Raw genomic sequence first — 26,854 nt, 5'->3', positions numbered from 1 at the left:
CGCAAGGGTCCCCCCGCTCACGGCTTGCGGAAACGCCAGAGCCCGACATCGATGGTCCCGGCGCGGAACCCGGCCTCGCAATAGGCGAGGTAATAGTCCCACAGCCGGCGGAACCGCCCGTCGAAGCCCAGCGCCGCCACCTGCGGCCCGGCCTCCAGGAAGCGCCGCCGCCACTCGGCGCAGGTCCGGGCATAGGACTCGCCGAAGGTCTCGACATGCTCCACCACCAGCCCGGCCCGCTCCGCCTCGGCGCGCAAGGCCGACGGGCAAGGCAGCAGGCCGCCGGGGAAGATGTGGCGCTGGATGAAGTCGCAGCGGCGGCGATATGAGGGAAAACGTGCGTCGTCGATGGTGATCGCCTGCACCACCGCCGCTCCGCCCGGCAGCAGCCGGTCGCGCAGGGTGGCGAAATAGCGCGGCCAATGCTCCTCCCCCACCGCCTCGATCATCTCGATGGAGACGATGCGGTCGAAGCTGCCGCCGGCATCCCGGTAATCCGTCAGCCGCAGATCGACCCGGTCCGCCAGCCCGGCGCCATCCACGCGGCGGCGGGCGAAGGCGAGCTGCTCCGCCGACAGGGTCAGGCCGGTGACCGAGGCGCCGAAGCGGCCGGCCAGATGCTCCGCCATGCCGCCCCAGCCGCAGCCGACCTCCAGCACCCGGTCGCCGGGCCGGAGCTGCAGCAGCTCGGCGACGCGGGCGACCTTGGCGTCCTGCGCATCCTCCAGGCTCTGGCCCTCCCGCTCGTAGAGGGCGGAGGAATAGGTCATGCCGGGGTCGAGCCACAGGCGGTAGAAGTCGTTGCCCAAATCGTAATGGAAGGCGATGTTGCGGCGGCTGCCGCGGCGGGAATTGGCATGGCTGCGGTGGAAGAGCCGGTTGGCGAGCGCCGCCGCCAGGGTGCCCTTCAGTACGTTTCTCTTCGACGCGCCGCCCAACTCCCCCTCGTTGCGGATCGCCAGTTCGATCAGCGCCGGCAGGTCGCCGGTGTGCCACAGCCCGTCGCCATAGGCCTCCGCCATGCCGATGCCGCCGCCCAGCAGCAGACGCCGCGCCGCCGTCCCGTCCAGCAGGGTCAGGTCGGCCTGCGGCCCCCGGGCGGGATCGCCGATGCACATCGTCCGCCCGTCGGGCAGGCGCAGGGTCAGCTCGCCCCGGCGGATGCGGCCGGCCATCCTCGCCAGGGCGCCGGTCCACAAATCCCCTCCGGTCAGCAGCCGCAGCCATCGGGGCTGCCGTCGGAGCGTGCTCGCGGCGATGTCGGTGGCCATGTCGGTAACAGCGTCGGTCATGGACGGAAAGCCTTCTCGGAAACGGGCAGGATGGCGCTTTTCACGACGGTGACGGGATGGGCGGGGGCCGGCGGGCGCGGACGGATCGCCAGCCCCTTGCGCCAGAGATGCAGCGCCTCCCAATGGATGCCGGCCACCACCTTGGCGGTCATCAGCGGGTGGCGGGCCCAGGCGCCCAGGATGGCGGCGTCGGTCAGTTCCACCCGCCGGGCGGTCAGCGCGGCGTGCAGCACCGGCCCCTCGGCATCGGTCTGGCGGATCGACACCGCCAGCGGCTCCCCCGCCAACCCGCCGGGCGGGCGGATGCGGAAGTGATAGGCGGTCTCCATGTCCATGAAGGGCGAGACGTAGAAGCCCTTGTCGCAGCGCTGGCGCACCAGCCCGTCCGGTCCGGCCGCCGCCGGGATCAGATAGGCGTGGCGCTGCCCGAAGGTGTTGGACACCTCGTGGATGACGGCGGCGAGCGTCCCGTCGCGGCGGTGGCAGAACCAGACGCAGAGCGGATTGAAGACGAAGCCCAGCACCCGCGGGAAGCAGAGCAGCCGGACCGGCCCTCCCCCCTCGATCCCGGCGGCGGCGAGCTGGCCCTCGGCCCAGCCCTTGAGGTCAATCCCCATACCGCCCAACCCCATCCCGCCCAACGGCCCGAAATCGCGGTCGCGGAAGCCGAGCAGTCCGAAACGATTGTGGGCGAACAGCCGCAACTCGCGGTCAAGCAGGGGAAGCTCGTCCAGATCAGCCAGCAGGCTGAACACCCGGTAGGACAGCCGGTGGCGCACCGGTTTCACCCGGTGGTGCATCACGCTGCCGACATAGAGGCCGGAGGCGAAGGGCCGCCCCTCCATCACACCGCCTCCAGCGCGGCGGCACGGGCGCCCGGCACCGGCGCCGGTCCGACATGGATGCGGCCGGACGGGTTCGGCACCGTCCAGGGCCGGGACAGGCCGCCCAGCGCCTCCGCCACCGCAAGCCCGGCCTGCGCGCCGTCCTCGTGGAAGCCGGCGCCGAAATAGGAGCCGGCGAACCAGGTCCGCCGCTGCCCTTGCAGGCTCCACAGCTGTTTCTGCGCCGCCAGCGCCTCCATCCCGAAGATCGGATGGTCGTAAAGGACGCTGCGCAGGATGCTGCCCTCGCGCGGCGGCCGCACCGGGTTCAGCGTGACGAACAGGTCGCGCTCCCGGGGCAGGAAGCCTTGCAGGCGGTTCATCCAGTAGCTGACGCACACGGCGTCCTGCCCCTGGCCGTCGTCCCGCCGCTCGGCCAGATAGTTCCAGCTCGACCACACCGCCCGGCGCTTCGGCATCAGGGAGGCGTCACTGTGCAGGATGGCAAGGTTGCGTTCATAGCCGAAGGCACCCAGCAGCCGGCGCTCGTCCTCACCGGCATCCTCCAGCAGGGCCAGCGCCTGATCGGCATGGGTGGCGATCACCGCATGGTCGTGGGCGCGCACCGCACCGCGGCGGTCGCGCACCAGCACACGGTCCCCCTCGCGGACGATGCCCTCCACCGCACGGTTCAGACGCAGGGCGCCGGGCATGTCGGCCAGGATGCGGTCCACATAGCTGCGGCTGCCGCCCTCCACCGTGCGCCAGACGGGCCGGCCCTTGATCTTCAGCAGGCCGTGGTTGTCGCAGAAGCGGAGGAAGGCGGCGGCGGGATGGTCGCGCATCGCAGCGGCCGGCGTCGACCAGATCGCGGCGGCCATGGGCAGCAGATGGTCGCGGACGAAGGCGTCGGAATAGCCGCCGCGGTCCAGCACCTCGCCCAGCGTCAGCGTCTCCGCCGCCGAACCCTGCTGCAACCCGGCCAGCAGCCCCGGCGCCTCGCGGTAGAAGCGCAGCAGGTCGGCCAGCATCCGCCAGAAGCGCGGCCGCAGCAGGTTGCGCTTCTGCGCGAACAGGGTGGCGAGCGAGCTGCCGGCATATTCCACCCGCCCGCCGTCCAGCGAAGCGGAAAAGCTCATGTCCGTCGCCCGCGTCGCCACGCCCAGATGGTCGAACAGCGCCACCAGATTGGGATAGCAGGGCTCGTTGTAGACGATGAAGCCGGTGTCGACCGGGCCGGCGCCGTCCGCCTCCACCGTGTTGGCGTGGCCGCCCGGCCGGTCCTCCTTCTCGTACAGGGTGACGCGGTGCGACTTCGACAGCAGCCACGCCGCCGACAGTCCGGCGATGCCGGCGCCGATGACGGCGATGTCGAGCGGGGCCGGCGGGCTGGTCTCGGGCGGTGATTGCGGCATGGGGCTGCCCTCTTTGGGGGACTTGGCGGTGATCGGGGGGTCTCGACGATGTCCCGGGCCGCACTCTATCCGAATTGGGTAGGCTCGGCGTGTGATCGGGATACGGAGGCGGATCGCGGTTGGATCATCGCCACGCCCGCGCTTTCCCGCCACCCGGGCGAATGGACAAAAAGACCAGGGGCGGCAGTGATCCGAAGCGCAGGCGTCGGCGTACCTCCAGCATGATCGCCCCACTCGCCACTCTTCTGACGCACGCCGCCGGAGCGGACCGGGCCAAGCCGGACCGGCCAAGAGCCGGGCTGGCGGCGCGCGGCTGCGACGATCCGGCGGCAGCCCGGCTGTCCGCCGATCTGGTCGCGGTGGCGGCGGGGGACCGTCAGGCCTTCGCCCGGCTGTTCGCCCATTTCGCCCCGCGGGTGAAGGCGTACATGCTGAAGCTGGGCATGCCGGCGCAGCGGGCGGAGGATCTGGCGCAGGACACCATGCTGTCGGTATGGCGCAAGGCCCAGCTCTACGATCCGGCGAAGGCTGAGGCGGCCACCTGGGTCTTCACCATCGCGCGCAACCTGCGCATCGATGTGCTGCGCCGTGAACGGCATCCGGAGGTGTCCGACGACGAGCTGCTGGAGCATGAGGACGACCGCCCGCCCGCCGACGAGCTGCTGGACGGCGACCGCCGTGCCCGCCGCCTGCGCGGTGCGCTGGCGGCGCTGACGCCGGAACAGGCGGAGGTGGTTCGGCTGTCCTTCTTCGCCGACCTTGCCCATCCGGCCATCGCCGAACGGCTGGACGTGCCGCTGGGCACAGTGAAATCGCGCCTGCGCCTGGCGATGGCCAAGATCCGCAAAGCGTTGGGAGACGACGACCGATGACCGCCCACCACCCCGCTGCCGCCATGGCCCTGCTGCCGAATCACCATCCCAGCGATGCGTTGCTGGTGGCCTATGGCGCCGGCAGCCTGGGAGAGGGGCTGTCGCTGGCCGTGGCGGTCCATCTCGCCCATTGCCCCGACTGCCGCGCCACCCTGGCGGAGGTGGAGGCGCTGGGCGGCGCCCTGCTGGAGGATCTGCCGCCGGCCCCGCTGGAGAGCCTGTCGCTGGCCGCCACCCTGGACCGGCTCGACCGGGAGGAGGCGCCGGCCAATCCCTGCAAGGCCCTGCGCCTCAAGCCGCTGTGGAGCAAGCCGAAAGCCGCCTCCGCGCCGCAACCGGCGACGGGTTTGCCCCGCCCGCTGCGCGCCTATGTCCCATCCCTGGACAGCCTGTCCTGGCAGCGTCTGGCCCCCGGCGTGCGGCGGGTGGAACTGCTGCCGCGCACGGCATCCGGCGGCGCGGCCCAGCTTCTGCGCATCGCGCCCGGCACCGCCCTGCCCCACCACGGCCATGGCGGGCTGGAGCTGACCGTGGTGCTGAGCGGCCATTTCGCCGATGAACTCGGCCGCTACGGCCCCGGCGATCTGGCGGAGGTCGATGGCGACACCAACCACCAGCCCATCGCCGACAGCCACCGCGACTGTATCTGCCTGATCGCGACCGAAGCGCCGCTGCGCTTCACCGGCCTGATGGGCCGGCTGATGCAGCCCTTCATCGGGCTGTAGCGGCAGCTCACCCAGCGTCACGCAACGGCGGCCATCGGCGTCAGGCCGTGGGTCAGGCGCTCCAGCTCGCGCTCGAACACCTCCCGGTCGGCGTCGGACAGATCGAACTTCACGTGCAGCCGGCCGCGCTCGCTGGACTTGACCCGCGCCGCGAGCGGCCGGGACACCCCGTCGATCCGCAGGGTCACCATCCCGCCGATAGCATGCCCGCCGGTAACCTGGTCGGGAGCGCCGGTCAGCATGGCGCCGCCCGCCGACAGGTTGGCGACGACGGCACGCACCGGGCCGGCACCCGCGACCTCCAGACCGCAGCCCATCGACACGGCGAAACGCGGGCGTTTGCGGCGGTCGACGTCACTGGTGGCGGTTCGGACCACGTGGACCAGCACGTTGCGCAGGGCGTCGATGCCGCCGGCGACGTCGTCCGCCACCGTCCGCATCTCGCCGGCCCGGTTCTGCGTTGAGTCGGCCTCGGCGGAAACGCGGCCGATGCGCAGCGACACCTCCTTCGCCGCGTCGCTGGTCTGGCTGACCGAGCGGGCGATCTCCTGGGTCGCCGCCGCCTGCTCCTCCACCGCGGCGGCGATGGAAGAGGAAATCCCGGCCACCTCGTCGATGGTTTCCGCCACCTCGCCGACGACGCCGACGGCCGATGCGGTCACCGACTCCACCTCCGCGATCAGCGAGCCGATCTCCTCGGTGGACCGCGCGGTCTGGCTGGCGAGGTTCTTCACCTCGTTCGCCACCACGGCGAAGCCCCGCCCGGCATCGCCGGCCCGCGCCGCCTCGATGGTGGCGTTCAGCGCCAGCAGGTTGGTCTGGCTGGCGATGTCGCCGATCAGCCGGGCGACGGCGCCGATGCGCTCGACCGATGCCGACAGCCGCTCGATGGTGGAGCGGGCCAGCCCCGCCCGCTCCACCGCGCGGCCGGTGACCCGGGTGGCGGTCGACACCTGCATGCCGATGTCGCCGATGGAGGCCGACAGCTCCTCCGTCGCGGCGGCGACGGTCTCGGCGTTGCTCAGCGCCTGCTGGGCGGCGGCGGCGACGTTCTGGGCGTTGTCGCTGACCTGCACCGCCGATTCCGCCATGGCGCCGGCATTGCCGCTCATGCGGCTGGTCCGCTCGGCGACATGATCGACGGCGACGCGGGTCTCGCGCTCCACCTTCTCGGCCATCGCCTCCAGCGCCTGGCGCCGCTCCTCCTCGCCCCGGCGGCGGGTCTCCTCCTGGGCAAGGCGCAGCCGGGCATTCTCCCGCGCGCCCTGCTGGAACACGCGGACGGTGTCGGCCATGTGGCCGATCTCGTCCCGGCGCTCGCTCAGGCCGACCTCGACGTCCAGGCTGCCGCCGGCCAGCGCCACCATGGCGCGGCGCAGCCGCTCCAGCGGACGGATCATCGCCGCCTCCAGGAAGACGACGCAGGCCGAGGCCATCAGCAGGATGACCAGCCCGGCGCCGATCAGGGTCCAGCGCAGCCCGTCGGCCGCCTCCCGCACCGCCCCGATGCCGCCGGTCAGCTCCTTCAGCCGGTCGGCGCTGAGGGCGACGACGCTGGCGCCCAGCGCCTCCATGCTGTCGCCCATGGCGTCGGCGACGCTGTCGAACTCGCCCATGATCCGGTTGCCGGCTTCCGGCCCGCCGTCGATATAGGCCTGCGCCATGCGCCGCCCCATCTCGTAATAGGGACCGAAGGCCTTGCGGGCGCGCCCGATCTCGTCGACCACCTGGGGCAGGGCCAGCGCCCGCGCCAGTTCGGTGGCCTTGGCGGCGTGCTCCTCGAACCGGCGGGCATAGTCGGCGGCCTTTTCCGGCCCGTCGTTCATGCCGTCCAGCCCGCGGGTGGCGGAAACGTCGGTCAGCCACTGCTGTGTCTGCACCACGTCGAACCGGATTTCCCCGACCAGGGAAACCAGGGGAATGACGCTGCCGACGAGGTCATGCGTGTCGTGCTGCACCTCCGACAGATGGTCGGTCTGCCGGCTCATGTCGCGCATGGTGAGGACCGAGGACAGGCCGACCGCGGCGAAGACGAACACCGCGACCGCCACGACCTTCGCCCGGATCGAGATGACGTGGAGAATGCTTCCGGCAGCCTTCATGATGAGGAACTTTACTGGTTAAGAGTACGAATGATCGGCACGGGCCGAGACTGCGCACCCTAGACCTTACACATCATTCGGTCACCGAAAATACTTCTTTACGGATGCATATGCGACGCGACGTCGCTGTTCTTCTTGAGAAACTCTATGAAATCTCTTCGGAAACAAAGTAACAGCCGGTGAAGCATTCGTTGCGTCAGGCCGTCTCCTGCTCCAGCGCGGCATCGTCCGTCGGCTGGAACCGGGACGCCAGGGCGTCCAGCGTGGCCTCGGCGACGCCCTCCAGCGCTTCGCAGTGCGGGTCTCCGGCCGTCCAGCCGCCATGGTCGAGCGCCCGCTGTTCCAGCAGCGAAGCCAGGCGGCTCAAGCGCACGGCGCCGATGTTGGCGGCCGTTCCCTTCAGGGTGTGGGCGATGCGGACCGGCGGCACGGCGCCCCCCTCCCGCCCGGCCGCGGCGCGGACGGCGGCCACGCTGTCGCCCACCGTCCGCCGGAAGGCGACCAGCGTCTGCGCCCAGGCCTCCTCGCCGATCACCGCACGCAGCGACGAGGCCTGCCCGTCGTCCAGCAGCGGCGCGGCGCGCCAGGCCTCCGCCTCGGACGGGGCGGGCGACGGGGCTGCCGGGGAAACGGATGCCATGGGCGCCCGCGGCGGCAGGCCGGAGTCCCCCCATGTCCCGCCGGCCGCCCGCGACGTGGCCACCGAGGCCAGCACGTCGAACAGGTCGGCCGACACGATGGGCTTGGTCAGATAGGCGGTCATACCGGCGGCGAGATACTCGGCGCGGTGGCCGGGCATGACGTTGCCGGTCAGCGCCACGATGGGGAGGCGGGCGGCCTCGCCCGGCATGGTGCGGATGTGCCGGGTCGCGGTGACCCCGTCCATCACCGGCATCTGCACGTCCATCAGGATGAGGTCGAAACCGCCCTCCTCCACCAGACGCACCGCCTGCAAGCCATCCTCCACCGCGGTCACGCGATGGCCGGCGCGGCGCAGCATGGTGACGACGATGTCGCGGTTGATCTCGTTGTCCTCGGCGACCAGGACATGCAGGCTGGCCGGCTGCGCGGTTCCGTCCGCCGCCCCGCCCGCCGCCCCGCCCCATGCCCCACCCCCTACCGCCGGCACCGGTTCCGGATCGCAGGACACGGTCAGCACCCCCGCCGACGGATCGGCGGCGGGTTCGCAGCGGACGGTGAACCAGAAGGTGCTGCCCTTGCCCTCGGTGCTGACCACGCCGATGCGCCCGCCCATCAGCGTCACCAGCTCCCGGCTGATCGCCAGCCCCAGCCCGGTGCCGCCGAAGCGCCGGGTGGTGGAGCTGTCGGCCTGGGTGAAGCGGCGGAACAGGGTCTGCTGCACATTCTCCGGAATGCCGATTCCGGTGTCGGCCACCTCGAACCGCAGGAAGAAGCCGCCATCTGCCGCCAGCGTCGCCGCTCCCGCCGCCGCTCCCGTTCCGGCCCCCTCCAGCCCGACCCGCACGGACACGCCGCCCCGGTTGGTGAATTTCAGCGCGTTGCCGACCAGATTGACCAGCACCTGCCGGATGCGGCGCAGGTCGGCCCGCACCCGGTCGGGCACGGCGGGCGCCACCTCCCGCGTCAGGATCAGGCCGCGGCCGCAGGCGGCCGGCTCCAGCAGGTCGATGCTGTCGCCCAGCACGGCACGCAACTCGAAGTCCACCGGCTCGACCTCCGCCTTGCCGGCCTCCAGCTTGGACAGGTCGAGGATGTCGTCGATGATCTGCAACAGCGCGTTGCCCGACCGGTTGGCGACGTCCAGAAGCTGGCGCTGCTCCTCGTTCAGGTTCGGCCCCTCGACCAGGGCCAGCGCCCCCAGCACCCCGTTCATCGGCGTGCGGATCTCGTGGCTCATGGTCGCCAGGAACTCGCCCTTGGCGCGGTTGGCCTGATCGGCGGCCTCCTTGGCGCGGCGCAGGCTGGCCTCGATCTCGCGCTGGGCGGTGACGTCGCGGAGCGCGCCGGTGACGTACCGGCGGTCGCCCTCGCGCCAGCCGGCCAGGGTCACCTCCAGCGGGAACTCGCTGCCGTCCTTGCGGCGGCCGGTCAGCTCCCGGATCTCCGAGCGCGGCGCGGAGGCATCGCTCCCGCGGTAGGTGGCAAGCAGCCCGTCATGGACGGCGCCGATCGCGCTAGGCATCAGCCGGGTCATCGGCCCGCCGACCATGTCGGCCGCGCGGTAGCCGAACAGCCGCTCCGCCGCGCGGTTGAAGGCGTCGATGGTGCCATGCTCGTCGATGGTGACGATCGGCTGGCCGACCGCCTCGAACATGGCGCGGTAGCGCGCCTCGCTGGAGGCCAGCCGGTTGGCGGCCAGCTCCCGCTCGGTGATGTCGGTGGCCGAGCCGCGATAGCCGCGGAATTCCCCGCTCTCCTCGAAGACCGGACGGCCGCTGACGCTGAAATAGCGCAGCCCCGCCGCCGTCATCACCCGGTAGCGGAAGTTCCGGAACGGCTCCCGCCGCTCCATCGCCTGACGGTGTCGCTCCCACTTGGGCGTATCGCCCGGTTCGCGCAGCGCGACATCCTCGCGCCTGAGGCCGATGGGCAGCGTGCCGTTGACGACATGCGGGACCAGCGGCCCGGCCAGATTGGAGAAGCGCAGGTCGGCGTCCATCTCCCAGAACCAGTCGGACGCCGTTTCCGCCTGATCGCGGAACCGCTCCTCGCTCTGGGCCAGTTGGCGGGCCAGGGCGGCGAGCCGCGCCGTCTGCCGCGTCGCCAGCAGGGCCAGCCCGATCAGCCCGGCGCTGCATGCCGCCGCCGCCAGCAGATAGACCCGCTGCCGCCGCCGCGTGTCGGCCAGGAAGGAGGCCTCGTCGAACGCCGTGGTGACGATCAGCGGATAGGAGGCCAGGGTGCGGAAGGATTGCAGGCGCGGAATCCCGTCGATCACGCTGGCGCTGCGCACGAAGCCGGTGGGCCGGAGGCGCGCCATCTGCAGGGTCGGCGATTCGCCGACGTCGCGCCCGACGATGCGGTCGTTCATCAGCGAGCGGGCGCGCAGGATGCCGTCGGTGCCGATGATCGCCACCGCCCCGTTGGGGCCGACGTCCAGCTCCTCCAGCGAGCGGCTGAAATAGAAGGGGTCCATCGACGCGACCAGCACCCCGGCGAAGCTGCCGTCGCTGTTGCTGATGCGCCGCGTCAGCTGGATCGACCATTTGCCGGACGCGCGGCCGAACACCGGCTTCCCGATGAACAGGCCGGCGGCCGGGTTGTTGACATGGACACGGAAATGCTCGCGGTCGGCCAGATGGATGCGGACCGGCGCATCCTCCACGCTGGTGTGGATGAGGTCGCCATGCTCGTCGATCACCGCCAGCTGGACCAGGATGCTCGAGCGCTCCACCGCCTGCCGCAGCATCTGGGTGATGCCGTGGGTCCAGTTGTCGCCATGCTCGTGGTAATCGTCGATCAGGAACAGCAGGATCTGGTCGGCCTCGGCGATGGTCCGGGTCGCCTGTTCGGCGACGACGCGGGCAAGGTTGCCGCTGTCGCGCTCGGCCCGCGCCATCGCCTCGGCATCGTCGTAATGGGCGAGCGTCAGGGCCGCCGCCCACAGTCCGGCGGCGATCACCAGGGTCGCGGTCCAGATGGCGACGATGAAGCCTTGCAGATGAAGGCGTCCACGCATCAGCGCCGCCCTCCGGCCATCCCGTCCCCGCTTTCCTCCCCGCTCTCCCTCCGGCTGCCGCCGGCGGCGAGCGCCGCCACCCCGCGCGCCAGCCGCGGCATGTCGACCGGCAGCGGCAGCAGCAGATCGGCCGGACCGCCGGCCTCGACATGAAGCGGGACGGCGCCAGCCCCCGGAAACTCGGCGCCGGCCGCGCCGTAGAGCACGCAGAGCAGGTCCGGCCGCAGCGCCTTCAGGCGGCCGGCCAGCGCAAGGCCGGCGGGAAGCGCGCTCAGCCCCGGACCGATGACCACCGCATCGAAGAAGCCCGGCTCGTCGGCGACGACGTCCAGCGCATCGCGAAGGTCGTCGCAGACCGACACCTCGAATCCCTGCCGTTCCAGCCCGGTCTGGAACCGGTCGCCGGACGCCGGGTCGGCATCGACGACGAGAACCTTGCAGGCCGGCTGGGAACTGCGCGTCGCCGGACCCGGCACCTGCCGGGGCAGCGGCGCCGCCTGCTGCGGCGGCTGTGGCGTCGCGTTCTCCGGTTGCGGGGTCGCCGCCCTGGCGGTGCGGAGCGGCGCCGGAACGGCGGGAATGTGCAGCCGCACCGCCGTCCCTTCCACCGGGTGGGTCAGCAGGCTGAGCCCGCCGTCGTGGAGCCGCGCGGTCAGCAGGGCTGCCGGCCAGGAGGCGCCCTCCTCCCGCTCCGACCGGCCGCGGCGGTAGCAGGCACGGGCGGACAGCAGCGGGTCGACCAGCATGGACAGCACGTCGTCGGCCAGCGGCGGGCCGTCGACCCGCAGCTCGAACAGGATGTGCGGTCCGCGGCGCGGCGTCAGGAGGGGCCGGACGGTCCAGCCGGCGGCGTCCCGATCCGGATCGTCCTGATCCGCAAGCAGTTCCGATCCCAACCCCGCCCCTGGCCCAGCCCCCAGCCCTGCCCCCGACCGGGCCCCCAACTGCGCCGGAACCGAGGCGCGCAGGCAAAGCCGGGCATCGCCGGCCCGGCCGGAGGCGGCGAGGATCTCCGCTGCCAGACCCGCCAGGGTCCGCGCCAGCAGGCCGGCGTTGCAGACCGGATCGGGCACGCCGGGGTCGTGGCGGACGGCCAGACTGCCCGGCTGCACCGGAACGGTCCGCAGCAGTGCGGCCGCCTCGTCCAGAATGCCGGCGGCCCGCTCGGGCTTCAGCGGGACCGGCTCCATCCTTGCGGCCGACACCAGCCTGCGCAGGCCGGGACCGACGCGGGTCACCGCCGTCAGGACACGGCTGGCATAGTCGGCCTGCGGCGAGTCCGCGGGCAGGTCGCTGACCAGGAAGTCGGCATAGCCCGAGACCGCGCCCAGCGCATTGTTCATGTCGTGGACAATGGCGCAGGCAAGCTCGGCACGGACATCCATCGCGGCCAGTTGCAGGTTGCGCAGCCTCTCCGCAGCCTGCCTGTCCCTTTGGTGCAACGCCTCTTCCAGCGCGGCGATGCGGACGGTGGCCCCGGCGGCCATGTCGGGGGCCGGCGGCGGCGTCGCCGGGACGGGAAGCGGCGTGAATTCCGCGGTCTTGCCGCGCGCGGCTCTCCAGACCGACAGCAGCGTCAGCCCGGCCGCCGCACAGCAGCCGGCGGCCATCAGGGGAAGCGCCAGGGGTGCGGCCTCACGCAACGGGCCGAGTGCCGACAGCAGGAAAACCGCCACGCCGCATAGCGCCGCGACCGCGGGCGCCGCGATGGAGGGCGCACCGGCGGCAGGCGCGGCGGCGGAGGCGGCGGAGGCGGCGCGGACCGTTTGCGGGGCGGGCAGGGAATGGTCGGATGGGCTCATCGGCGACTCGGACTGCGGCCCCATTTGCGGCCCTGTTGCGGTTACGCCCATCTCTGCCGCACTGGACAAAGGCGTGTGACCAGTGGAGGCAACCATACCAGAACGGCCGGCCTCCCGCTGCTGGGACCAGCCCTATGCGGCAAGCGGTCTTCCCGGCACGCCGGCCGCAGTCAGGACGACGCTTCGTCCAGGCTGCGGGACAAGAGGCCGGCCTGCTGGGCGCGGCGCACGGCGTCGGTGCGGTTGCGGGCGCCCAGCTTGCGCAGGATGCGGCGGGTGTGCAGCTTGACCGTCACCTCCTGAAGGCTGAGGTGCCGGCCGATCTCCTTGTTGGTCGCCCCGGTGGCGAGCATCGACAGCACCTGCTGCTCCCGGTCGGTCAGGGGCGAGGACGGTGCCCCCTCCCCCTCCAGCGGCGCTCCGTCGGCCTCCTCCGCCTCGTCGATGTCGAGCGACAGGTCGGTCATGTGCAACAGGTCGAGCGCCACGCATTTCGGCACGAAGCTGCCGCCTTCGGCCACCAGGCGCAGGGCCTGGGCCAGGATGCGGCGCGGCGTCGTCTTCGGCAGGAAGGCTTCGGCGCCGCAGCGCAGCACCTCCAGGGCGGTCAGCGCATCCTCCGCCCCCGTCACCACGGCGACCGGCCCCTGGACCCCCGCCTGACGCAGCACGGCGATCGGATTGCTTCCCTCCGCACCCGGCATCCGCCAGTCGAGCACGATCAGGTCATAGCGGAAAAGCATGGCGGGGCTGCCGTCGGCCGATGCCGGCGCCGGCGGCAATTCCAGAAGCGAGCCGATGCAGCCGATTTCCGCATCCGGCCAAGCCTGACGGACCGACAGCTCCAAGGCGTCCCTGAACAAGGGATGGTCGTCCGCCACCAGGATCTTCATCAACCAGCCTCCGCCGCCCTCGGCAACCATTCATCCCATAGTATCAAGATTTTCTGTTATACTGGTCGAAATCTTAAGTTTTCGTGGCTTCCGTACATTTCACGCCAGTCATAATTGCATGACGGTCATACTTCCCTGCTTCCGTCCGGTGCCGCATCTTCATGGGCGCGGGATAATATCCCCACTATCCCATTTCCCGTCCCCGCTATCCCAGACACAGCGGGTGCGCGCGCCGGTAGCCGGTTATGGTGACGCTTAGAGATTTCTCTCCAGCGCGGCCCGACGGCCGCACGGCGGATCACGGAAGCGGCAACCATGGAAATGTCCCTTTTCGAGCTGCGGGGCCTGCCCACCTCCTCCCCCACCACCGAATCCGCCGCGTCCATCCTGCTGGTCGACGACGACCCCGACTTCCGCGGGATGGTCCGCATCGCCTTCCAGCGGGCCGGCTACACCGTGCACGAGGCCGAGAACGGAAACGCCGCCCTGGCCGTCATGGAGCGGCATGCGGTGGATCTGGTGGTGACGGACATCATCATGCCGGAGGCCGACGGGTACGAGATCATCCTGCGGCTGAAGGCACAACAGTCGCGCCCGCCCCTGATCGCGGTGACCGGCGGCAGCGTGCGCCTGCGGATGGAGCTGCCGGGGATGGCCCGCCTGCTGGGGGCTGAGGCGGCCTTCGAAAAGCCGGTCGACCTGAAGGCCCTGCTGGCCGAGGTCGGCCGGCTGCTCGCCGCCCGCAAGGACAGCGACCGGGAAGGCGGCGCCGCAAGATGAACATCCTCATCGTCGACGACGACCGCACCAATCTGTTCATCATGGCCGCCATCGTCCGCCGCCTGGACGATGCCGAGCCGGTGACCATGGAAAGCCCGCTGGACGCCGTCGAATGGCTGCGCGGGAACGAGCCGGACCTGATCCTTCTGGACCAGATGATGCCGGACATGGACGGCATCGAGCTGCTGCGCCACATCCGCGACGATGCGCGGCTGGACACCGTGCCGGTGGTGATGATCACCGCCAACACGGCGGTCGACATCCGCGTGCGGGCGCTCGACGAGGGCTGCAGCGATTTCCTGACCAAGCCGGTGGTCGTGCCGGAGGTGCAGGCGCGCCTGCGCAACCTGCTGGCCCTGCGCCACAGCCGCGCCCTGCTGCGCGACCGCGCCGCACTGCTGGCTGCCGAGGTCGAACGGGTGACCGCCGCCCTCCAGCGCCAGGGGGAGGAGCTGGTCAACCGCCTGTCGCGCGCCGCCGAATACCGCGATCCGGAGACCGGCGCCCACATCGAGCGGATGGCGCTCTATTCGAAGCTGGTCGCCGAAGCGGCCGGCTGCGGCGGCGCCTTCGCCCAGGAGCTGATGAAGGCGGCGCCTATGCACGACATCGGCAAGATCGCCATCCCGGACATGATCCTGCTGAAGCCGGGGCGCCTGTCGCCGGAAGAGATGACGGTGATGCGGCAGCACGCCGCCATCGGCCACCGCATCCTGGCGGACAGCCCCATCCCGCTGCTGCGGCTGGCGGCGGAGATCGCGCTCAGCCATCACGAGAAGTTCGACGGCAGCGGCTATCCCAACGGTCTGGCCGGGTCGGACATCCCGCTCTCCGGCCGCATCGTCGCCATCGCCGACGTGTTCGACGCCCTGACCTCCACCCGCCCCTACAAGCGGTCCTGGAAGCTGGAGGAGGCGCGCGCCTATATGGTCGAGCACCGCGGCCGCCACTTCGACCCGGCGCTGCTGGACGCCTTCCTGTCGCGCTGGGAGGACGTGTGCAGGATTCACCACGAGAACGCCGAAGAGCTGTCCGAACTCGCTCCCGAAGCGGTTCATCACTGAAAAGGCGCGGCTGAAAGGGCGTTCCGGAACAGGCGCGAGGGCCGGGGAGGCCCTCGTTTCAAGACCGGCCCTTAAGTCAAGCTGCCCTCAGTTCACGATCCGCCAGGTCCCGTCGGACTGGAGGCAGGCGGTGCCGTAGACCGGCTGCGGCCGGCCGCCGACCATGGCGCTGCTCTGGTATTCGCGGCATTGCTGGCCGCTTCGCGAATAATAGACCGGCCCGGCCGGATCGGCACTGACCGTGCCCGGAGGCGGTGCATAATATTGCACCGGCGGCGGCGCGTAGACGACCGGCGGCGGCGCGTAATACTGCACCACCGGCGGGGGCGGCGCGTAGTAGCGGTACGGATGGTAATAGCCATAGGCCGGGAAAATCGGTCCGACGCCGATGCCGACCGATACCGACGTGCGCGCCTGTGCCGCACCCGGAACGGACATCACGGCAGCTGCGGCCGCAACCGCCAGCATCGCAGCACCCAGGGCGACCGCCCTCCGCACCGTCTTCATCTTCTGTCTCCCGGCCTCTATCTCCTGGCAGCGGTCCGCGGAAACCGTCCCGCCGGCCGCCTGAGATATGGTGCCATCATACACCGGTCCCGCGGCGCATCACAGGGGCTGCGCGCGGGGGCCGTATGCAGGGGCCGTCAGATGTCGAGCGGCAGATTGTCCGGGTCGAAGCCCAGCTGCTCCACGATGGCGCGGGCGAGCGGAATGCTGGTCTCGAACCGCCATTCGGCCATGCCGGGACGGTATTCCGACACGTTGGGGCGGCCATTGGCGAAGCGGCGCGGATGCAGCTCGTACCAATAAATGTCGTTGAGGCCGACACCCTGTTCCTTCGCATAGGCCTCGGCGATGCGGGGCCAATCGTTCACGGCCGGCTGCGGCACCCCGGCCGCTTTGGCGATGTCGGTCTGTTCCAGGAAAGCGACGATGCGCTTCCCCTCGCGCTCGAAATCGGCGACCCGGATGGTGACGGGCTGCTTTCCTTCACGCTGATAGGTCCACTCGCGGTTCTTTTCGACCAAGGCCTTGTCCACGGCAAATGCTCCGGTTCACTCCTGCAAAGGCTAACCGACAGGCCCGCCTTAATCCAACTGTTCCGTTGCCTTTCCCGAACGGGCACGAGCCTTCGGCCCCTGCGCCGCCGGTCATGGCGGATCAAAGGTTACCAAAGCACGCCGCTTTTTCTTTGTATACGGGAATTGTGACGTCCGGCCGTCGCCGGGCGCCCCTCTTCCCGTCCAGTCACTGCCCTCCGGCCCAATCCCCTCCCCGGTTGCTCCCCTCAATATCCCAGCGTCATGCCGTCGGGATTGCGCGGATCGGAAAAACCATAGAGACCGTCCTCGCGCAGCTGGATGGTCTGGGTGCGGCCCATCGTCGGCTTCACCGCCACCTTGTGGCCCATCTGCTCCAGCAGGCGGACGGTGTCGGGGCTGAGGCCCTTCTCCACCCGCAGCTCGTCGGGGGTCCACTGGTGATGGACGCGCGGCAGGGCGGCGGCCTCGGCCGGGTTCATGCCGAAGTCGATGTGGTCGATCACCGTCTCCATGGTGGTGGTGATGATGCGGCTGCCGCCGGGGCTGCCGGTGACCAGCCAGGGCTTGCCGTCCTTCAGCACGATGGTCGGCGACATCGAGCTGAGCGGCCGCTTGTAGGGCTGGACGGCGTTGGCGTCGCCGCCGACCAGGCCGAAGGCGTTGGGCACGCCCGGCTTGGCCGAGAAGTCGTCCATCTCGTTGTTCAGCAGGATGCCGGTGCCCTCGGCGACGATGCCGCTGCCGAAATTGAGGTTCAGCGTGTAGGTGGTGCTGACGACGTTGCCCTGGTTGTCGGCCACCGAGAAATGGGTGGTCTGGTCGCTCTCGTAGGGCGCCGGCTTGCCGGGCTTGATGCTGCCGGCCGGGGTCGCCTTCTCGGGATCGATCTTGGCCGCCAGCTCGTCGGCGTATTTGCGCGAGGTCAGGCCCTTCACCGGCACCTTGGTGAAGTCGGGATCGCCCAGATATTCGGAGCGGTCGGCATAGGCCAGCTTCATCGCCTCCGCCATCAGGTGGATCGACCGGGCGCTGTCGGGGCCGTACTCCTTCAACGGCCAGCGTTCCAGGATGTTCAGCATCTGGATGATGTGCGTCCCGCCGGAGCTGGGCGGCGGCATCGACTTGACGGTGTAGCCGCGGTAGCTGCCGCTGACCGGCTCGCGCTCCACCACCTTGTAGGCCTTCAGATCGTCCTTGGTGATATAGCCGCCATGCTTCGCCATCTCCGCCGCGATCCTGTCGGCGATGGCGCCCTCGTAGAAGGCCTTCGGCCCCTGCTGGGCGATCGTCTCCAGCGACTTGGCGAGGTCGGCGTTGGCCAGCGTCTCGCCGGCGGTCAGCGGCCGGCCGTCCTTGAAGAAGATGGCCTTGGTAGCGTCCCAGGCGGCCAGATGGTCGCGCTCGACCTCCAGCAGGCCGGCGAGCTGCGGCGTGACGGTATGCCCCTCGCGCGCCAGCCTGATCGCCGGGGCCAGCACGTCGGCCAGCGTCATCGTGCCGTATTTTTCCAGCGCATGGGCCAGCCCGGCGACGGTGCCGGGGATGCCGACCGCCAGATGGGTGTAGAGCGAGCGGTCGGGGACCACCTTGCCCTGCTGGTCGAGATACATGTCGCGGAAGGCCTTGGCCGGCGCCATCTCGCGGAAGTCGATGGCGACGTCCCTGCCGCTCTTGGCGTCATGGACGACCATGAAGCCGCCGCCGCCGATGTTGCCGGCATTGGGCAGCACCACCGCCAGGGCGAAGCCGACGGCCACCGCCGCGTCGACCGCGTTGCCGCCGCGCTTGAGGATATCGACGCCGATCTCGGTCGCCAGCCGGTGCTCGGAGGCCACCATCCCGTTCCGGCTGCGGACGGGATAGAAGATGTTGTAGCCGAGGTCGTAGCGGACCGAAGCCGATGCCGGGGCCGGGGCCGATACTGGGGCCGAGGTCGCGGCAGTCTGGGATAGCGCCGGCACCGGCAGCACCAGGGCGGAGCCGACGCAGAGCGCCGCCACCGCCGCACTGGTGGACCGGGATCGGAAAGCGGGGAACCACATGCGGTGAAACTCCTGAGCGGGACGTCAGGTCGGGGGCTGCTGCCCGGGCCCCGCAGGATGTCACACCCGCGGTCCCCGGTCTTCACCCCGTCGCTGGCCTGCCCAACAATTCACCATCAGGGTTAACGGCTTCGCGCAATCCCTTCACCGAACTGCTTCATCCGGTGAAGGGATGGACCCGCCGCGGCGCGGATCAGTAGGTTTCCGCCATGCGCGAATGGTCGACGGCCTGCGACTCGCCATAGGAGCCGCCATGGCCCAGCCGGTCGTGGTGGTCGCCGGACAGGCGGTCCTTGAGCGGGCAATGGCCGCTCATGCCGCGGGCGACCAGTGCGGCACCGACCAGCCCCATGATGGCGCCGGGAATGCTGGCGCCCTTGCGCAGGCCGCCCGCCGCGACGGCAAGGCCGAGGCCGGTCGAGACGATGCGCTCGCCCATGCCGAGGTTGGTGTGGCCTTCGAAGACGCTGTCATAGGCGTTGCGGATGGTGGATTCGGCGTTCATGGCTTCTCCGGGGTCTGGAATGGGGTGGGATCGCCCTTCCAACGCCGCCACTCCCCCGATGTTCCCCTAGAGGCCTTCCCGAAGCGCCGCCCTGCCCTCACCCCTCGACCGACGCCATGTCGCGGATGGAGCGGACCAGCCGCGACGGTTCTATCGGTTTGGACAGCACGGTCAGCGACACGTCGCGCGCCGCGGCGGTGGAGGTCAGATCCTCGGCATAGCCGGTGACCATCAGGATCGGCGTCTCGTCCTGGCGGGCGCGCAGGGTGCGGGCCATCTCCAGCCCGGTCATCCCCGGCATCATGTGGTCGGTGACGATCACGTCGGGCCGGAACCCATGGTCGAGCAGCGACAGCGCCGCCGCCGCATCGGCCGCCTCGCGCACCGCGAAGCCGGCCTGCGCCAGATAGCCGGCGGTGGCGGAGCGCACCAGTTCCTCGTCGTCCACCAGCAGGATGGCGCAGCCGGCGCCCACCGGCGCCGTTTCCGCCACCCTCGCCCTCGCCGGCGGAGGAGGAGGAGGCGCTGTGGGCACGTCCGCCGCCTGCTCGGCGCGCGGCAGATAGAGCGTCACCGTGGTGCCCAGCCCCGGCCGGCTGTCCAGTTCCACCCCGCCGCCGGACTGGGTCGCCAGCCCGTGCACCATGCTGAGGCCGAGCCCGGTGCCGCGCCCGACCTCCTTGGTGGTGAAGAAGGGCTCGAAGGCGCGGGCGGCGACCTCGGCGGCCATGCCGGTGCCGGTGTCGCGCACCCGCAGAACCACATAGTCGCCGGCCGCCAGCCCCTCCACCTGCACCGGCAGCGGACCGGCGCCCGGCAACCGGCCGCCAATCGCCAGATCGCCGGCCGCCGGGCCGGCCACCGTCCGGTTGCCGGCGAGGATCCACAGCGTGCCGCCGCCGGGCATGGCGTCGCGGGCGTTCAGCGCCAGGTTCAGCACCGCCATTTCCAGCTGGGTCGGGTCGATCATCGCCGGCCACAGGCCGGGCGCCACCTCCGTCTCGACCCGCACCGACTGGCCCAGCGTGCGGCCGAGCAGGCGGCTGGTCCGCTCCACCAGCGTCGCGACATCGACCGGGACCGGGCGAAGCTGCTGCCGGCGCGAGAAGGCCAGCAGATGCTGGGTCAGGGTGGCGCCCCGCTCCACCGCCTGCAAGGCCAGCCGGGCCGGGCCGGCGATGCGCTCGTCCTCGGTGCGGCTGTCGATGACGTGCAGGTTGATGCCGATGGCCTGGAGCAGGTTGTTGAAATCGTGGGCGACGCCGCCGGTCAGTTGGCCGATGGCCTCCATCTTCTGGCTCTGGCGCAGCGCATGTTCGGCCTGTTCCCGTCCCTCCACGGCGCGGCGGGCGGCGTCCATCGCCCGCGTCGCCGCCTCGTAGGCGCTGAACTGGCGGGCCAGCGCCCACAGCGACAGCAGCAGCGCCGCGATGCCGACGGCGCTCGCCGCACCGATGGTCCAGGCCTGGATCCGCCATTTGTCCAGCACGGCGTCCAGCTTGCGCGTCACGTTGACCACCAGCGGATAGTCCGCCAGCGCCCGCGTCGCCACCAGACGGGCGCCGTCGTTGAGCCCGCCGGACGAGAAATAGACGCCGGAGTTGGCGCTCTCCAGCACCTTCAGGAAGTGGCGCTGGCCCAGCGGCCGGCCGATGTCCGGCAGCACCGGATGGCGGGCCAGCAGGATGCCGTCGCGGCGCCACAGGCTGATGCTGCCGTCGCCATCGGGCTGCAACGCCTTGTAGATCCTCTGGAAATAGCTCAGTTCGATGGCGCCCAGCACCAGCCCGACGAAGCTGCCGTCGGGGCCGCTGATGCGGCGGGCCAGATAGACCGTCCAGCTGCCGTTGCCGCGGTTCTGCACCGGCTCGCCGATGAAGGGGGCGGTGGTGTCATGGTCGCGCAGATAGGCGAAGTAATCCCGGTCGGACACGTTGACCGGCGGGATCGGGTAATAGCGCGAGAAGTTGATCAGGTGCCCGTCGGCCGCGATCATCGTCACCGCATCCAGCTGCGGCAGGCCGGTGATGCGTGCCCGCAGCATCTGGTAGGTGTCGCGCCCGCCCATCCGGCGGACATACTCCTCCGGCGTGTCGATCCCGTCCGACTTCAGCTGCTCGATGATGGTGGTCAGCACCAGATCGACGCTCTGGGTCGCGCTGGCCGTCTGCTCCGACAGCGACAGGTTCAGGGTGGACAGTTCGCGCTCCGCCCCTTCCATCTCGCGGTCGCGCATGCTGTCGATGTACTGGACCGTCGCCGCCAGCAGCACGGCGACCGACAGCCCGCCGATCAGCAGCAGAATGCGCAGGGGCCGGCTGGCGCGCAGATGGGCCTGCCAATGCCTGATCGGCGGGATCGGCATTCCACCCTTCGGTTGCGCGGTCCTATCGGAAGAGATCAAGGCTGGCCTATGGTTTAGGGACGCAACTATCGACCGGAATGATCCGGACGCCATAGCGCCGCGTCAAGCTCATCGAGTTCAATAGGACTCTAATGCGCCTGGCTCCTCCTGCCAGCCCCAATCGGCCCCCAATAGGCCCCCAATCGGCCTATGATCGGGCCTGCGCCCGCACCCGCGCCGGCAGTTTCAGCACCGACAGGGCCAACCCGGCGAACACCAGCAGCCCACCGGCCAGCTTCGCCGTGGTGAAGGTCTCGCCCAGCAGTACGGCACTGGAACTCATGCCGAAAATGGGGACGAGCAGCGAGAAGGGTGCGACGAGGCTGGCCGGATAATGCCGCATCAGGAAGCCCCAGGCGGCGAAACCGAACAAGGTCGCCCCCGCCGCGATGTAGATCAGCGAGCCGACTCCGACCAGTGTCAGGGTGGTGAAGGCATGCATGATGCGGTCAGGCCCCTCCAGCGCCAGCGACATCGCCAGCAGCGGCAGCGGCGGGATCAGGCTGACCCAGACCATCAGGCTGAACAGGTCGGGGGCCTTTGCCTGCTTCATCACGATGTTCGACACGCCCCAGGCCGCCGCCGCCGCCAGCGTCAGCCCAAGGCCGAGCAGCGAGTCGCCGGCCGGCATCTCCAGCGCGATCAGCCCGACGCCGGCGAAGGCGACGGCCATGCCGCCGACCTGACGCGGCCCCGGCCGGTCGCCGAGCGCGAAGGCGGCGAAGATGGCGGTGAAGAAGGCCTGCGCCTGCAACACCAGCGAGGCCAGCCCCGCCGGCATGCCGACATCCATGCCCAGGAACAGCAGCGGGAACTTGACCACGCCCAGCATCACGCCGATGCCGATGACATAGCGCCAGGGCACCGGCGGTCCCTTGCCCCAGCCCACAACCACCACCGGCAGCGCCGCCAGCGCGAAGCGCAGGCAGGAGAAGAGCAGAGGCGGGAAATCGCGCAATCCGACCTTGATCGCGACGAAGTTCAGGCCCCAGACGGCGGCGACCGCCACGGCAAGCAGGATGTGGGAAGCGCGCATGACCCGAAGGCTAAATGGGCCCCGCCAAGCCGGTCAATCGGCGGCGGAGCGCGCGGCCTGCGTGGCTGACCTGCGCGTCAACCCCGCGGGTGGAACCGGCCTCACGACTCCGCGTGCAGAATCCGGCATTCGTCCGATGCGTTGATCGCCCAGGACGATCCCGACAGCAGCATCGTGCCGATGTCCCCCAGCCCGCTGCTGCGGAAGCTGACGCGGTGGGAACGGGCGAGCGGTTCCATCTCCTCCAGGAACCCCTTGGTCGGCACGGCGACATAGAGGCTGCCGTTGGGCAGGCCGCGGGCGCTCAAGGACAGGCGCGGCCCCAGGTCGGACATCACCGCCAGGTCGTAGCGTTCACCGGCCTTCACCGTCGCCCCGCTGTCCGACGGGGTGAAGCCCGACAGGATGAAGCCCGATTCGGCGGCGGAGGTGCGGAAGCTCAGGCGCGGGGCGGCGTTCTGGCCGACCGGGATGCCGCGCTCCGCAACGCAGAAGGGCTTGCCGCCGGGGGGCATGTGGATGGTGACGGTCCAGCCCTTGCCCGAGCTGAAGGGTTTGGACGGTCCGTCCGGCAGCCCGGCCGCGGGCGGGGCCGCTGCCGGCGGCGGCGGTACGGTCTCGCAGGCGGACAGCCCCAGCGCCAACCCGGTCAGCAGCGCCCCGGTCAGCAGGGCCGAAGGCGTCGCCGCCCGGACGGCACGGCGGTCCCGCAGGGCCAGCCGCAGTCGGACGACGGGTGAAAGGTGCTGCCGATCCATCGCGGCGTCCTCCCCATCCCTGAACGTGTTGCGGCGACTTCCATACCACGTTCGCATGCCCCCGCGCGACCGTCGCGGGAACCGTCCGGGCTGTGCTAGAACCAGGGGCCCTGTAGCAAGCAAGCCCCCGGTTGCCATGCCCCACGCCGACTTCATCCACCTGCGCGTCCATTCCGCCTATTCGCTGTCGGAAGGTGCGATCAAGGTGAAGGAGCTGGTCAAGCTCTGCCTGAAACAGCAGATGCCGGCCGTCGCGGTCACCGACACCGGGAACCTGTTCGGCGCGCTGGAATTCGCGCTGGCCGCCTCCGATGCCGGCGTGCAGCCGATCATCGGCACCGTGCTGGGCATCACCCGCGTCGGTCCCGCCCAGACGAAGCCCGGCCTGCCCGGCAAGGCGGCGGCCACCCCCGACCAGCTCGTCCTGCTCTGCCAGAACGAGGAGGGCTACCGCAACCTCGCGGCGCTGGTGTCCAAGGCCTTCCTGGAGTCGGACCCGCTGGCCGGCCCGCAGGTGACGCTGGACGCGCTGGACGGCCATTCGGCCGGGCTGATCGCGCTGACCGGCGGCCCCGGCGGCTCGGTCGGCCGGCTGCTGCACGAGGGACAGAAGGATCTGGCGCTCGACGTTCTGGAGCGGCTGAAGCGGCTGTTCCCCGGCCGCCTCTATGTCGAGTTGCAGCGGCACGAGGGCGGGCGCGGCCATTTCGCCGCGGCGGAGAACGCCATCGAACCGGCGCTGATCGACCTCGCCTATGCCCACAACCTGCCGCTGGTCGCCACCAACGACTGCTATTTCGCCACCGCCGACATGTACGAGGCGCACGATGCGCTGATGTGCATCGCCGAGGGCGCCTATCTCAGCCAGGAGGACCGCCGCCGCCTGACCCCCGACCACCGCTTCAAGTCGGCCGACGAGATGCGGCAGCTGTTCGCCGACCTGCCGGAGGCACTGGACAACACCGTCGCCATCGCCCGGCGCTGCTCCTTCCTGCTGAAGCCGATCAAGCCGATCCTGCCGCCGTTTGCCTGCGAAGGCGGCCGCACCGAGGACGACGAGCTGCGCGCCCAGTCGCGCGCCGGCCTGGAGATGCGGCTGGAGAAGGTGGTCTACACCCCCGACATGACGCCGGAGCAGCGGGAGGAGACCCGCAGGACCTATTTCGAGCGGCTGGAGTTCGAGCTGGACGTCATCGTCAAGATGAAGTTCCCCGGCTACTTCCTGATCGTGTCGGACTTCATCAAATGGGCGAAGAACCAGGACATCCCCGTCGGGCCGGGCCGCGGTTCGGGCGCCGGCTCCGTCGTCGCCTGGGCGCTGACCATCACCGATCTCGACCCGCTGCGCTTCGGCCTGCTGTTCGAGCGCTTCCTGAACCCCGAACGCGTGTCGATGCCCGACTTCGACATCGACTTCTGCCAGGACCGCCGCGAAGAGGTCATCCGCTACGTCCAGAACAAGTACGGCTACGACCGCGTCGCCCAGATCATCACCTTCGGTAAGCTCCAGGCCCGCGCCGTTCTGCGCGACGTCGGCCGCGTCCTGCAGATGCCCTACGGTCAGGTCGACAAGATCTGCAAGATGGTGCCGAACAACCCGGCCAACCCGGTGACGCTCCAACAGGCGCTGGACAGCGAGGAGATGCTGCGACAGGCGCGCGACGGCGACGACACCGTGCGCCACCTGATCGACATCGCGCTGAAGCTGGAGGGTCTCTACCGCCACGCCTCGACCCACGCCGCCGGCGTGGTGATCGCCGACCGCCCCTTGCAGGAGCTGGTGCCGCTCTACCGCGATCCGCGCTCCGACATGCCGGTCACCCAGTTCAACATGAAATATGTCGAACAGGCCGGTCTGGTGAAGTTCGACTTCCTGGGATTGAAGACGCTGACCGTGCTGAAGACCGCGGTGGATCTGATCCCCGAGAAGCCGGATCTGACCACCGTCCCGCTGGACGACGAGAAGAGCTACCAGCTGCTCAGCCGCGCCGAGGCGACCGGCGTGTTCCAGCTGGAAAGTTCGGGCATGCGCGACGTGCTGCGCCGGCTGAAGCCGAACCGGCTGGAGGACATCATCGCGCTGGTGTCGCTCTACCGCCCCGGCCCGATGGACAACATCCCGAAATACATCCGGGTGAAGAACGGCGAGGAAAAAGCCGACTACATGCATGACAGCCTGGAAGGCATCCTGAAGGAGACCTTCGGGATCATGATCTACCAGGAACAGGTCATGCAGATCGCCCAGGTGCTGTCCGGCTATTCGCTGGGCGGCGCCGATCTTCTGCGCCGCGCCATGGGCAAGAAGATCAAGGAGGAGATGGACAACCAGCGCAAGATCTTCTGCGACGGTGCCGAGTCCCGCGGCGTGAAGGCCGATCTGGCCAGCATGATCTTCGACCAGGTCATGAAGTTCGCCGGCTACGGCTTCAACAAGTCCCACGCCGCCGCCTACGCGCTCGTCGCCTACCACACCGCCTATCTCAAGGCGAACCACCCGGTGGAGTTCATGGCGGCGTCGATGACGCTCGACCTCGGCAACACCGACAAGCTGAACGTCTTCCGCCAGGAACTCGCCCGCCTGCGCGTCAAGCTGCTGACCCCGGACATCAACAGATCCGATGCGATCTTCGGGGTGGAGCAGCTGGCCGACGGCACCAAGGCGGTGCGCTACGCGCTGGCCGCCGTCAAGGGGGTCGGCCAGCCTGCCATGAAGGCGGTGGTGGAGGAGCGGCGGAAGAACGGCCCGTTCAAGAGCCTGTTCGACTTCGCCCGCCGGCTGGATCTGAAGACCATCAACAAGCGCCAGCTTGAGAATCTCGCCTGCGCCGGCGCCTTCGACGGGCTGAACCCCAACCGCGCCCAGGTCCATGCCGCGCTGGAGACCATCATCCGCTACGCCCAGGCCGAGGCGGCGGAGCGCGACAGCGGCATCGGCAACCTCTTCGGCGGCGGCGGAGGCGGCCTGCCCGAACCGGAGATGCCCAAGGTCAAGGACTGGGAGCCGCTGGAGAAGCTGAAGCACGAATTCGGCGCCATCGGCTTCTACCTGTCGGCCCACCCGCTCGACGCCTATTCCGGTCCGCTCGGCCGCATGAAGGTGGTGCGCTCGGCCGATCTGGCGAACGTCGCCAAGGCCGGCGGCATGACCCGCCGCGCGATGGCCGGCATCATCGTGTCGAAGAAGGAGAAGACCTCCAAGTCCGGCAACCGCTTCGCGTTCGTCGAGCTGTCGGACGCCGCCGGCGGCTACGAGGTCACCCTGTTCTCGGAAATCCTGGCGGCCAACCGTGCCCTGCTGGAGCCGGGCAACGCGGTTCTGCTGACCGTCGACGTCCAGCTGAACGGCGAAGAGATCCGCCTGACCTGCCAGGAGATCAAGCCGCTGGAGGAGGCCGTCGCCTCGGTCAGCGCCGGCCTGCGCGTCGTTCTGCGCGATCCCGGCCCGATCGAGCATCTGCGCGCCACGCTCGACCGGCTGTCGCGCGGCAAGAGCCGCATCAATGTGCTGGTCGAGGTCGACCCGCTGAAGGAGATCGAGATCGAGCTGCCCGGCAGCTACACCATCACCGCGCAGAGCCGCTCGGCCCTGAAGGCGGTGCCGGGCGTGGTGGAGGTGGCGGAGCTTTGACCGGAGCC

At 70.1% G+C, this 26,854-nt stretch carries 19 protein-coding genes; 5 read left to right on the top strand and 14 right to left on the bottom strand.

Features of this window, described 5'->3' with window-relative positions; genetic code table 11:
• Window positions 1-17: 17 nt before the first annotated feature.
• Genes CRT60_RS08515 through CRT60_RS08505 form a run of 3 tightly spaced genes read right to left on the bottom strand, consistent with a single transcriptional unit; the run spans window position 18 to window position 3,531 of the window.
• A complete protein-coding gene (locus tag CRT60_RS08515; protein WP_098735977.1) occupies window positions 18-1,292 on the bottom strand; it encodes an SAM-dependent methyltransferase in 1,275 nt (424 codons plus the stop codon).
• A complete protein-coding gene (locus tag CRT60_RS08510) occupies window positions 1,289-2,137 on the bottom strand; it encodes a DUF1365 domain-containing protein (protein ID WP_098735976.1) in 849 nt (282 codons plus the stop codon). The genes CRT60_RS08515 and CRT60_RS08510 overlap by 4 nt, the downstream gene beginning before the upstream one ends.
• On the bottom strand, window positions 2,137-3,531 hold the full coding sequence (locus CRT60_RS08505) for an NAD(P)/FAD-dependent oxidoreductase (RefSeq protein WP_098735975.1): 1,395 nt from the start codon (window positions 3,529-3,531) through the stop codon (window positions 2,137-2,139). Before CRT60_RS08505 ends, CRT60_RS08510 begins: the two co-directional genes overlap by 1 nt.
• Window positions 3,532-3,752: 221 nt before the next feature.
• Between CRT60_RS08505 and CRT60_RS08500 the strand changes: the two genes are divergently transcribed.
• Window positions 3,753-4,403, top strand: a complete 651-nt coding sequence (locus CRT60_RS08500; protein ID WP_098735974.1) for a sigma-70 family RNA polymerase sigma factor — start codon at window positions 3,753-3,755, stop codon at window positions 4,401-4,403.
• Window positions 4,400-5,128, top strand: a complete 729-nt coding sequence (locus tag CRT60_RS08495; RefSeq protein WP_098735973.1) for a ChrR family anti-sigma-E factor — start codon at window positions 4,400-4,402, stop codon at window positions 5,126-5,128. The genes CRT60_RS08500 and CRT60_RS08495 overlap by 4 nt, the downstream gene beginning before the upstream one ends.
• Window positions 5,129-5,145: 17 nt before the next feature.
• Here CRT60_RS08495 and CRT60_RS08490 read toward each other — a convergent pair whose 3' ends face one another.
• The 4 genes from CRT60_RS08490 to CRT60_RS08475 all read right to left on the bottom strand — a co-directional run bounded on the left by CRT60_RS08490 (window position 5,146) and on the right by CRT60_RS08475 (window position 13,586).
• On the bottom strand, window positions 5,146-7,230 hold the full coding sequence (locus CRT60_RS08490; protein ID WP_244592360.1) for a methyl-accepting chemotaxis protein: 2,085 nt from the start codon (window positions 7,228-7,230) through the stop codon (window positions 5,146-5,148).
• 196 nt (window positions 7,231-7,426) lie between these two features.
• On the bottom strand, window positions 7,427-10,891 hold the full coding sequence (locus CRT60_RS08485) for a PAS domain S-box protein (RefSeq protein WP_098735972.1): 3,465 nt from the start codon (window positions 10,889-10,891) through the stop codon (window positions 7,427-7,429).
• A complete protein-coding gene (locus tag CRT60_RS08480) occupies window positions 10,891-12,693 on the bottom strand; it encodes a hypothetical protein (RefSeq protein ID WP_098736267.1) in 1,803 nt (600 codons plus the stop codon). Before CRT60_RS08480 ends, CRT60_RS08485 begins: the two co-directional genes overlap by 1 nt.
• A 170-nt stretch (window positions 12,694-12,863) precedes the next feature.
• Window positions 12,864-13,586, bottom strand: a complete 723-nt coding sequence (locus CRT60_RS08475) for a LuxR C-terminal-related transcriptional regulator (protein WP_098736266.1) — start codon at window positions 13,584-13,586, stop codon at window positions 12,864-12,866.
• 315 nt (window positions 13,587-13,901) lie between these two features.
• Between CRT60_RS08475 and CRT60_RS08470 the strand changes: the two genes are divergently transcribed.
• Together CRT60_RS08470 and CRT60_RS08465 are read left to right on the top strand one after the other, a co-directional pair.
• Window positions 13,902-14,366 (top strand): response regulator, encoded by a 465-nt coding sequence (locus CRT60_RS08470; RefSeq protein ID WP_098735971.1) that lies wholly within the window; start codon window positions 13,902-13,904, stop codon window positions 14,364-14,366.
• Window positions 14,363-15,430, top strand: a complete 1,068-nt coding sequence (locus CRT60_RS08465; protein ID WP_098735970.1) for an HD domain-containing phosphohydrolase — start codon at window positions 14,363-14,365, stop codon at window positions 15,428-15,430. Before CRT60_RS08470 ends, CRT60_RS08465 begins: the two co-directional genes overlap by 4 nt.
• Before the next feature lie 87 nt (window positions 15,431-15,517).
• On the opposite strand, the gene CRT60_RS08460 is transcribed toward CRT60_RS08465, so the two are convergent.
• From CRT60_RS08460 to CRT60_RS08430, 7 genes are all read right to left on the bottom strand, one after another.
• Window positions 15,518-15,937, bottom strand: coding sequence for a hypothetical protein (locus CRT60_RS08460; protein WP_098735969.1), 420 nt, complete (start codon window positions 15,935-15,937; stop codon window positions 15,518-15,520).
• Window positions 15,938-16,074: 137 nt separating this feature from the next.
• Window positions 16,075-16,470 carry a hypothetical protein gene (locus CRT60_RS08455; RefSeq protein WP_098735968.1) on the bottom strand — a complete coding sequence of 132 codons (396 nt, stop codon included), beginning with the start codon at window positions 16,468-16,470 and terminating at the stop codon, window positions 16,075-16,077.
• Between the two features lie 248 nt (window positions 16,471-16,718).
• A complete protein-coding gene (gene ggt / locus CRT60_RS08450) occupies window positions 16,719-18,515 on the bottom strand; it encodes a gamma-glutamyltransferase (protein WP_098735967.1) in 1,797 nt (598 codons plus the stop codon).
• Window positions 18,516-18,708: 193 nt separating this feature from the next.
• Window positions 18,709-19,020, bottom strand: a complete 312-nt coding sequence (locus CRT60_RS08445; RefSeq protein WP_098735966.1) for a YgaP family membrane protein — start codon at window positions 19,018-19,020, stop codon at window positions 18,709-18,711.
• Window positions 19,021-19,117: 97 nt separating this feature from the next.
• Entirely contained in the window at window positions 19,118-21,385 is a 2,268-nt protein-coding gene (locus tag CRT60_RS08440) for a hybrid sensor histidine kinase/response regulator (protein ID WP_161957999.1), read from the bottom strand.
• Window positions 21,386-21,572: 187 nt separating this feature from the next.
• Window positions 21,573-22,460: an EamA family transporter gene (locus CRT60_RS08435; RefSeq protein WP_098735964.1), complete on the bottom strand. Its 888-nt coding sequence runs from the start codon at window positions 22,458-22,460 to the stop codon at window positions 21,573-21,575.
• A gap of 101 nt (window positions 22,461-22,561) precedes the next feature.
• Window positions 22,562-23,218 (bottom strand): hypothetical protein, encoded by a 657-nt coding sequence (locus CRT60_RS08430; RefSeq protein ID WP_098735963.1) that lies wholly within the window; start codon window positions 23,216-23,218, stop codon window positions 22,562-22,564.
• Between the two features lie 136 nt (window positions 23,219-23,354).
• On the opposite strand from CRT60_RS08430, the gene dnaE reads away from it, so the two are divergent.
• Window positions 23,355-26,846 (top strand): DNA polymerase III subunit alpha, encoded by a 3,492-nt coding sequence (gene dnaE / locus CRT60_RS08425; RefSeq protein ID WP_098735962.1) that lies wholly within the window; start codon window positions 23,355-23,357, stop codon window positions 26,844-26,846.
• Window positions 26,847-26,854: the final 8 nt, after the last annotated feature.

Source organism: Azospirillum palustre, from assembly GCF_002573965.1.
Classification (GTDB): domain Bacteria; phylum Pseudomonadota; class Alphaproteobacteria; order Azospirillales; family Azospirillaceae; genus Azospirillum; species Azospirillum palustre.
Note: the sequence above shows the minus strand (reverse complement) of the source record. Positions and strands in the feature narration are given on the sequence as shown.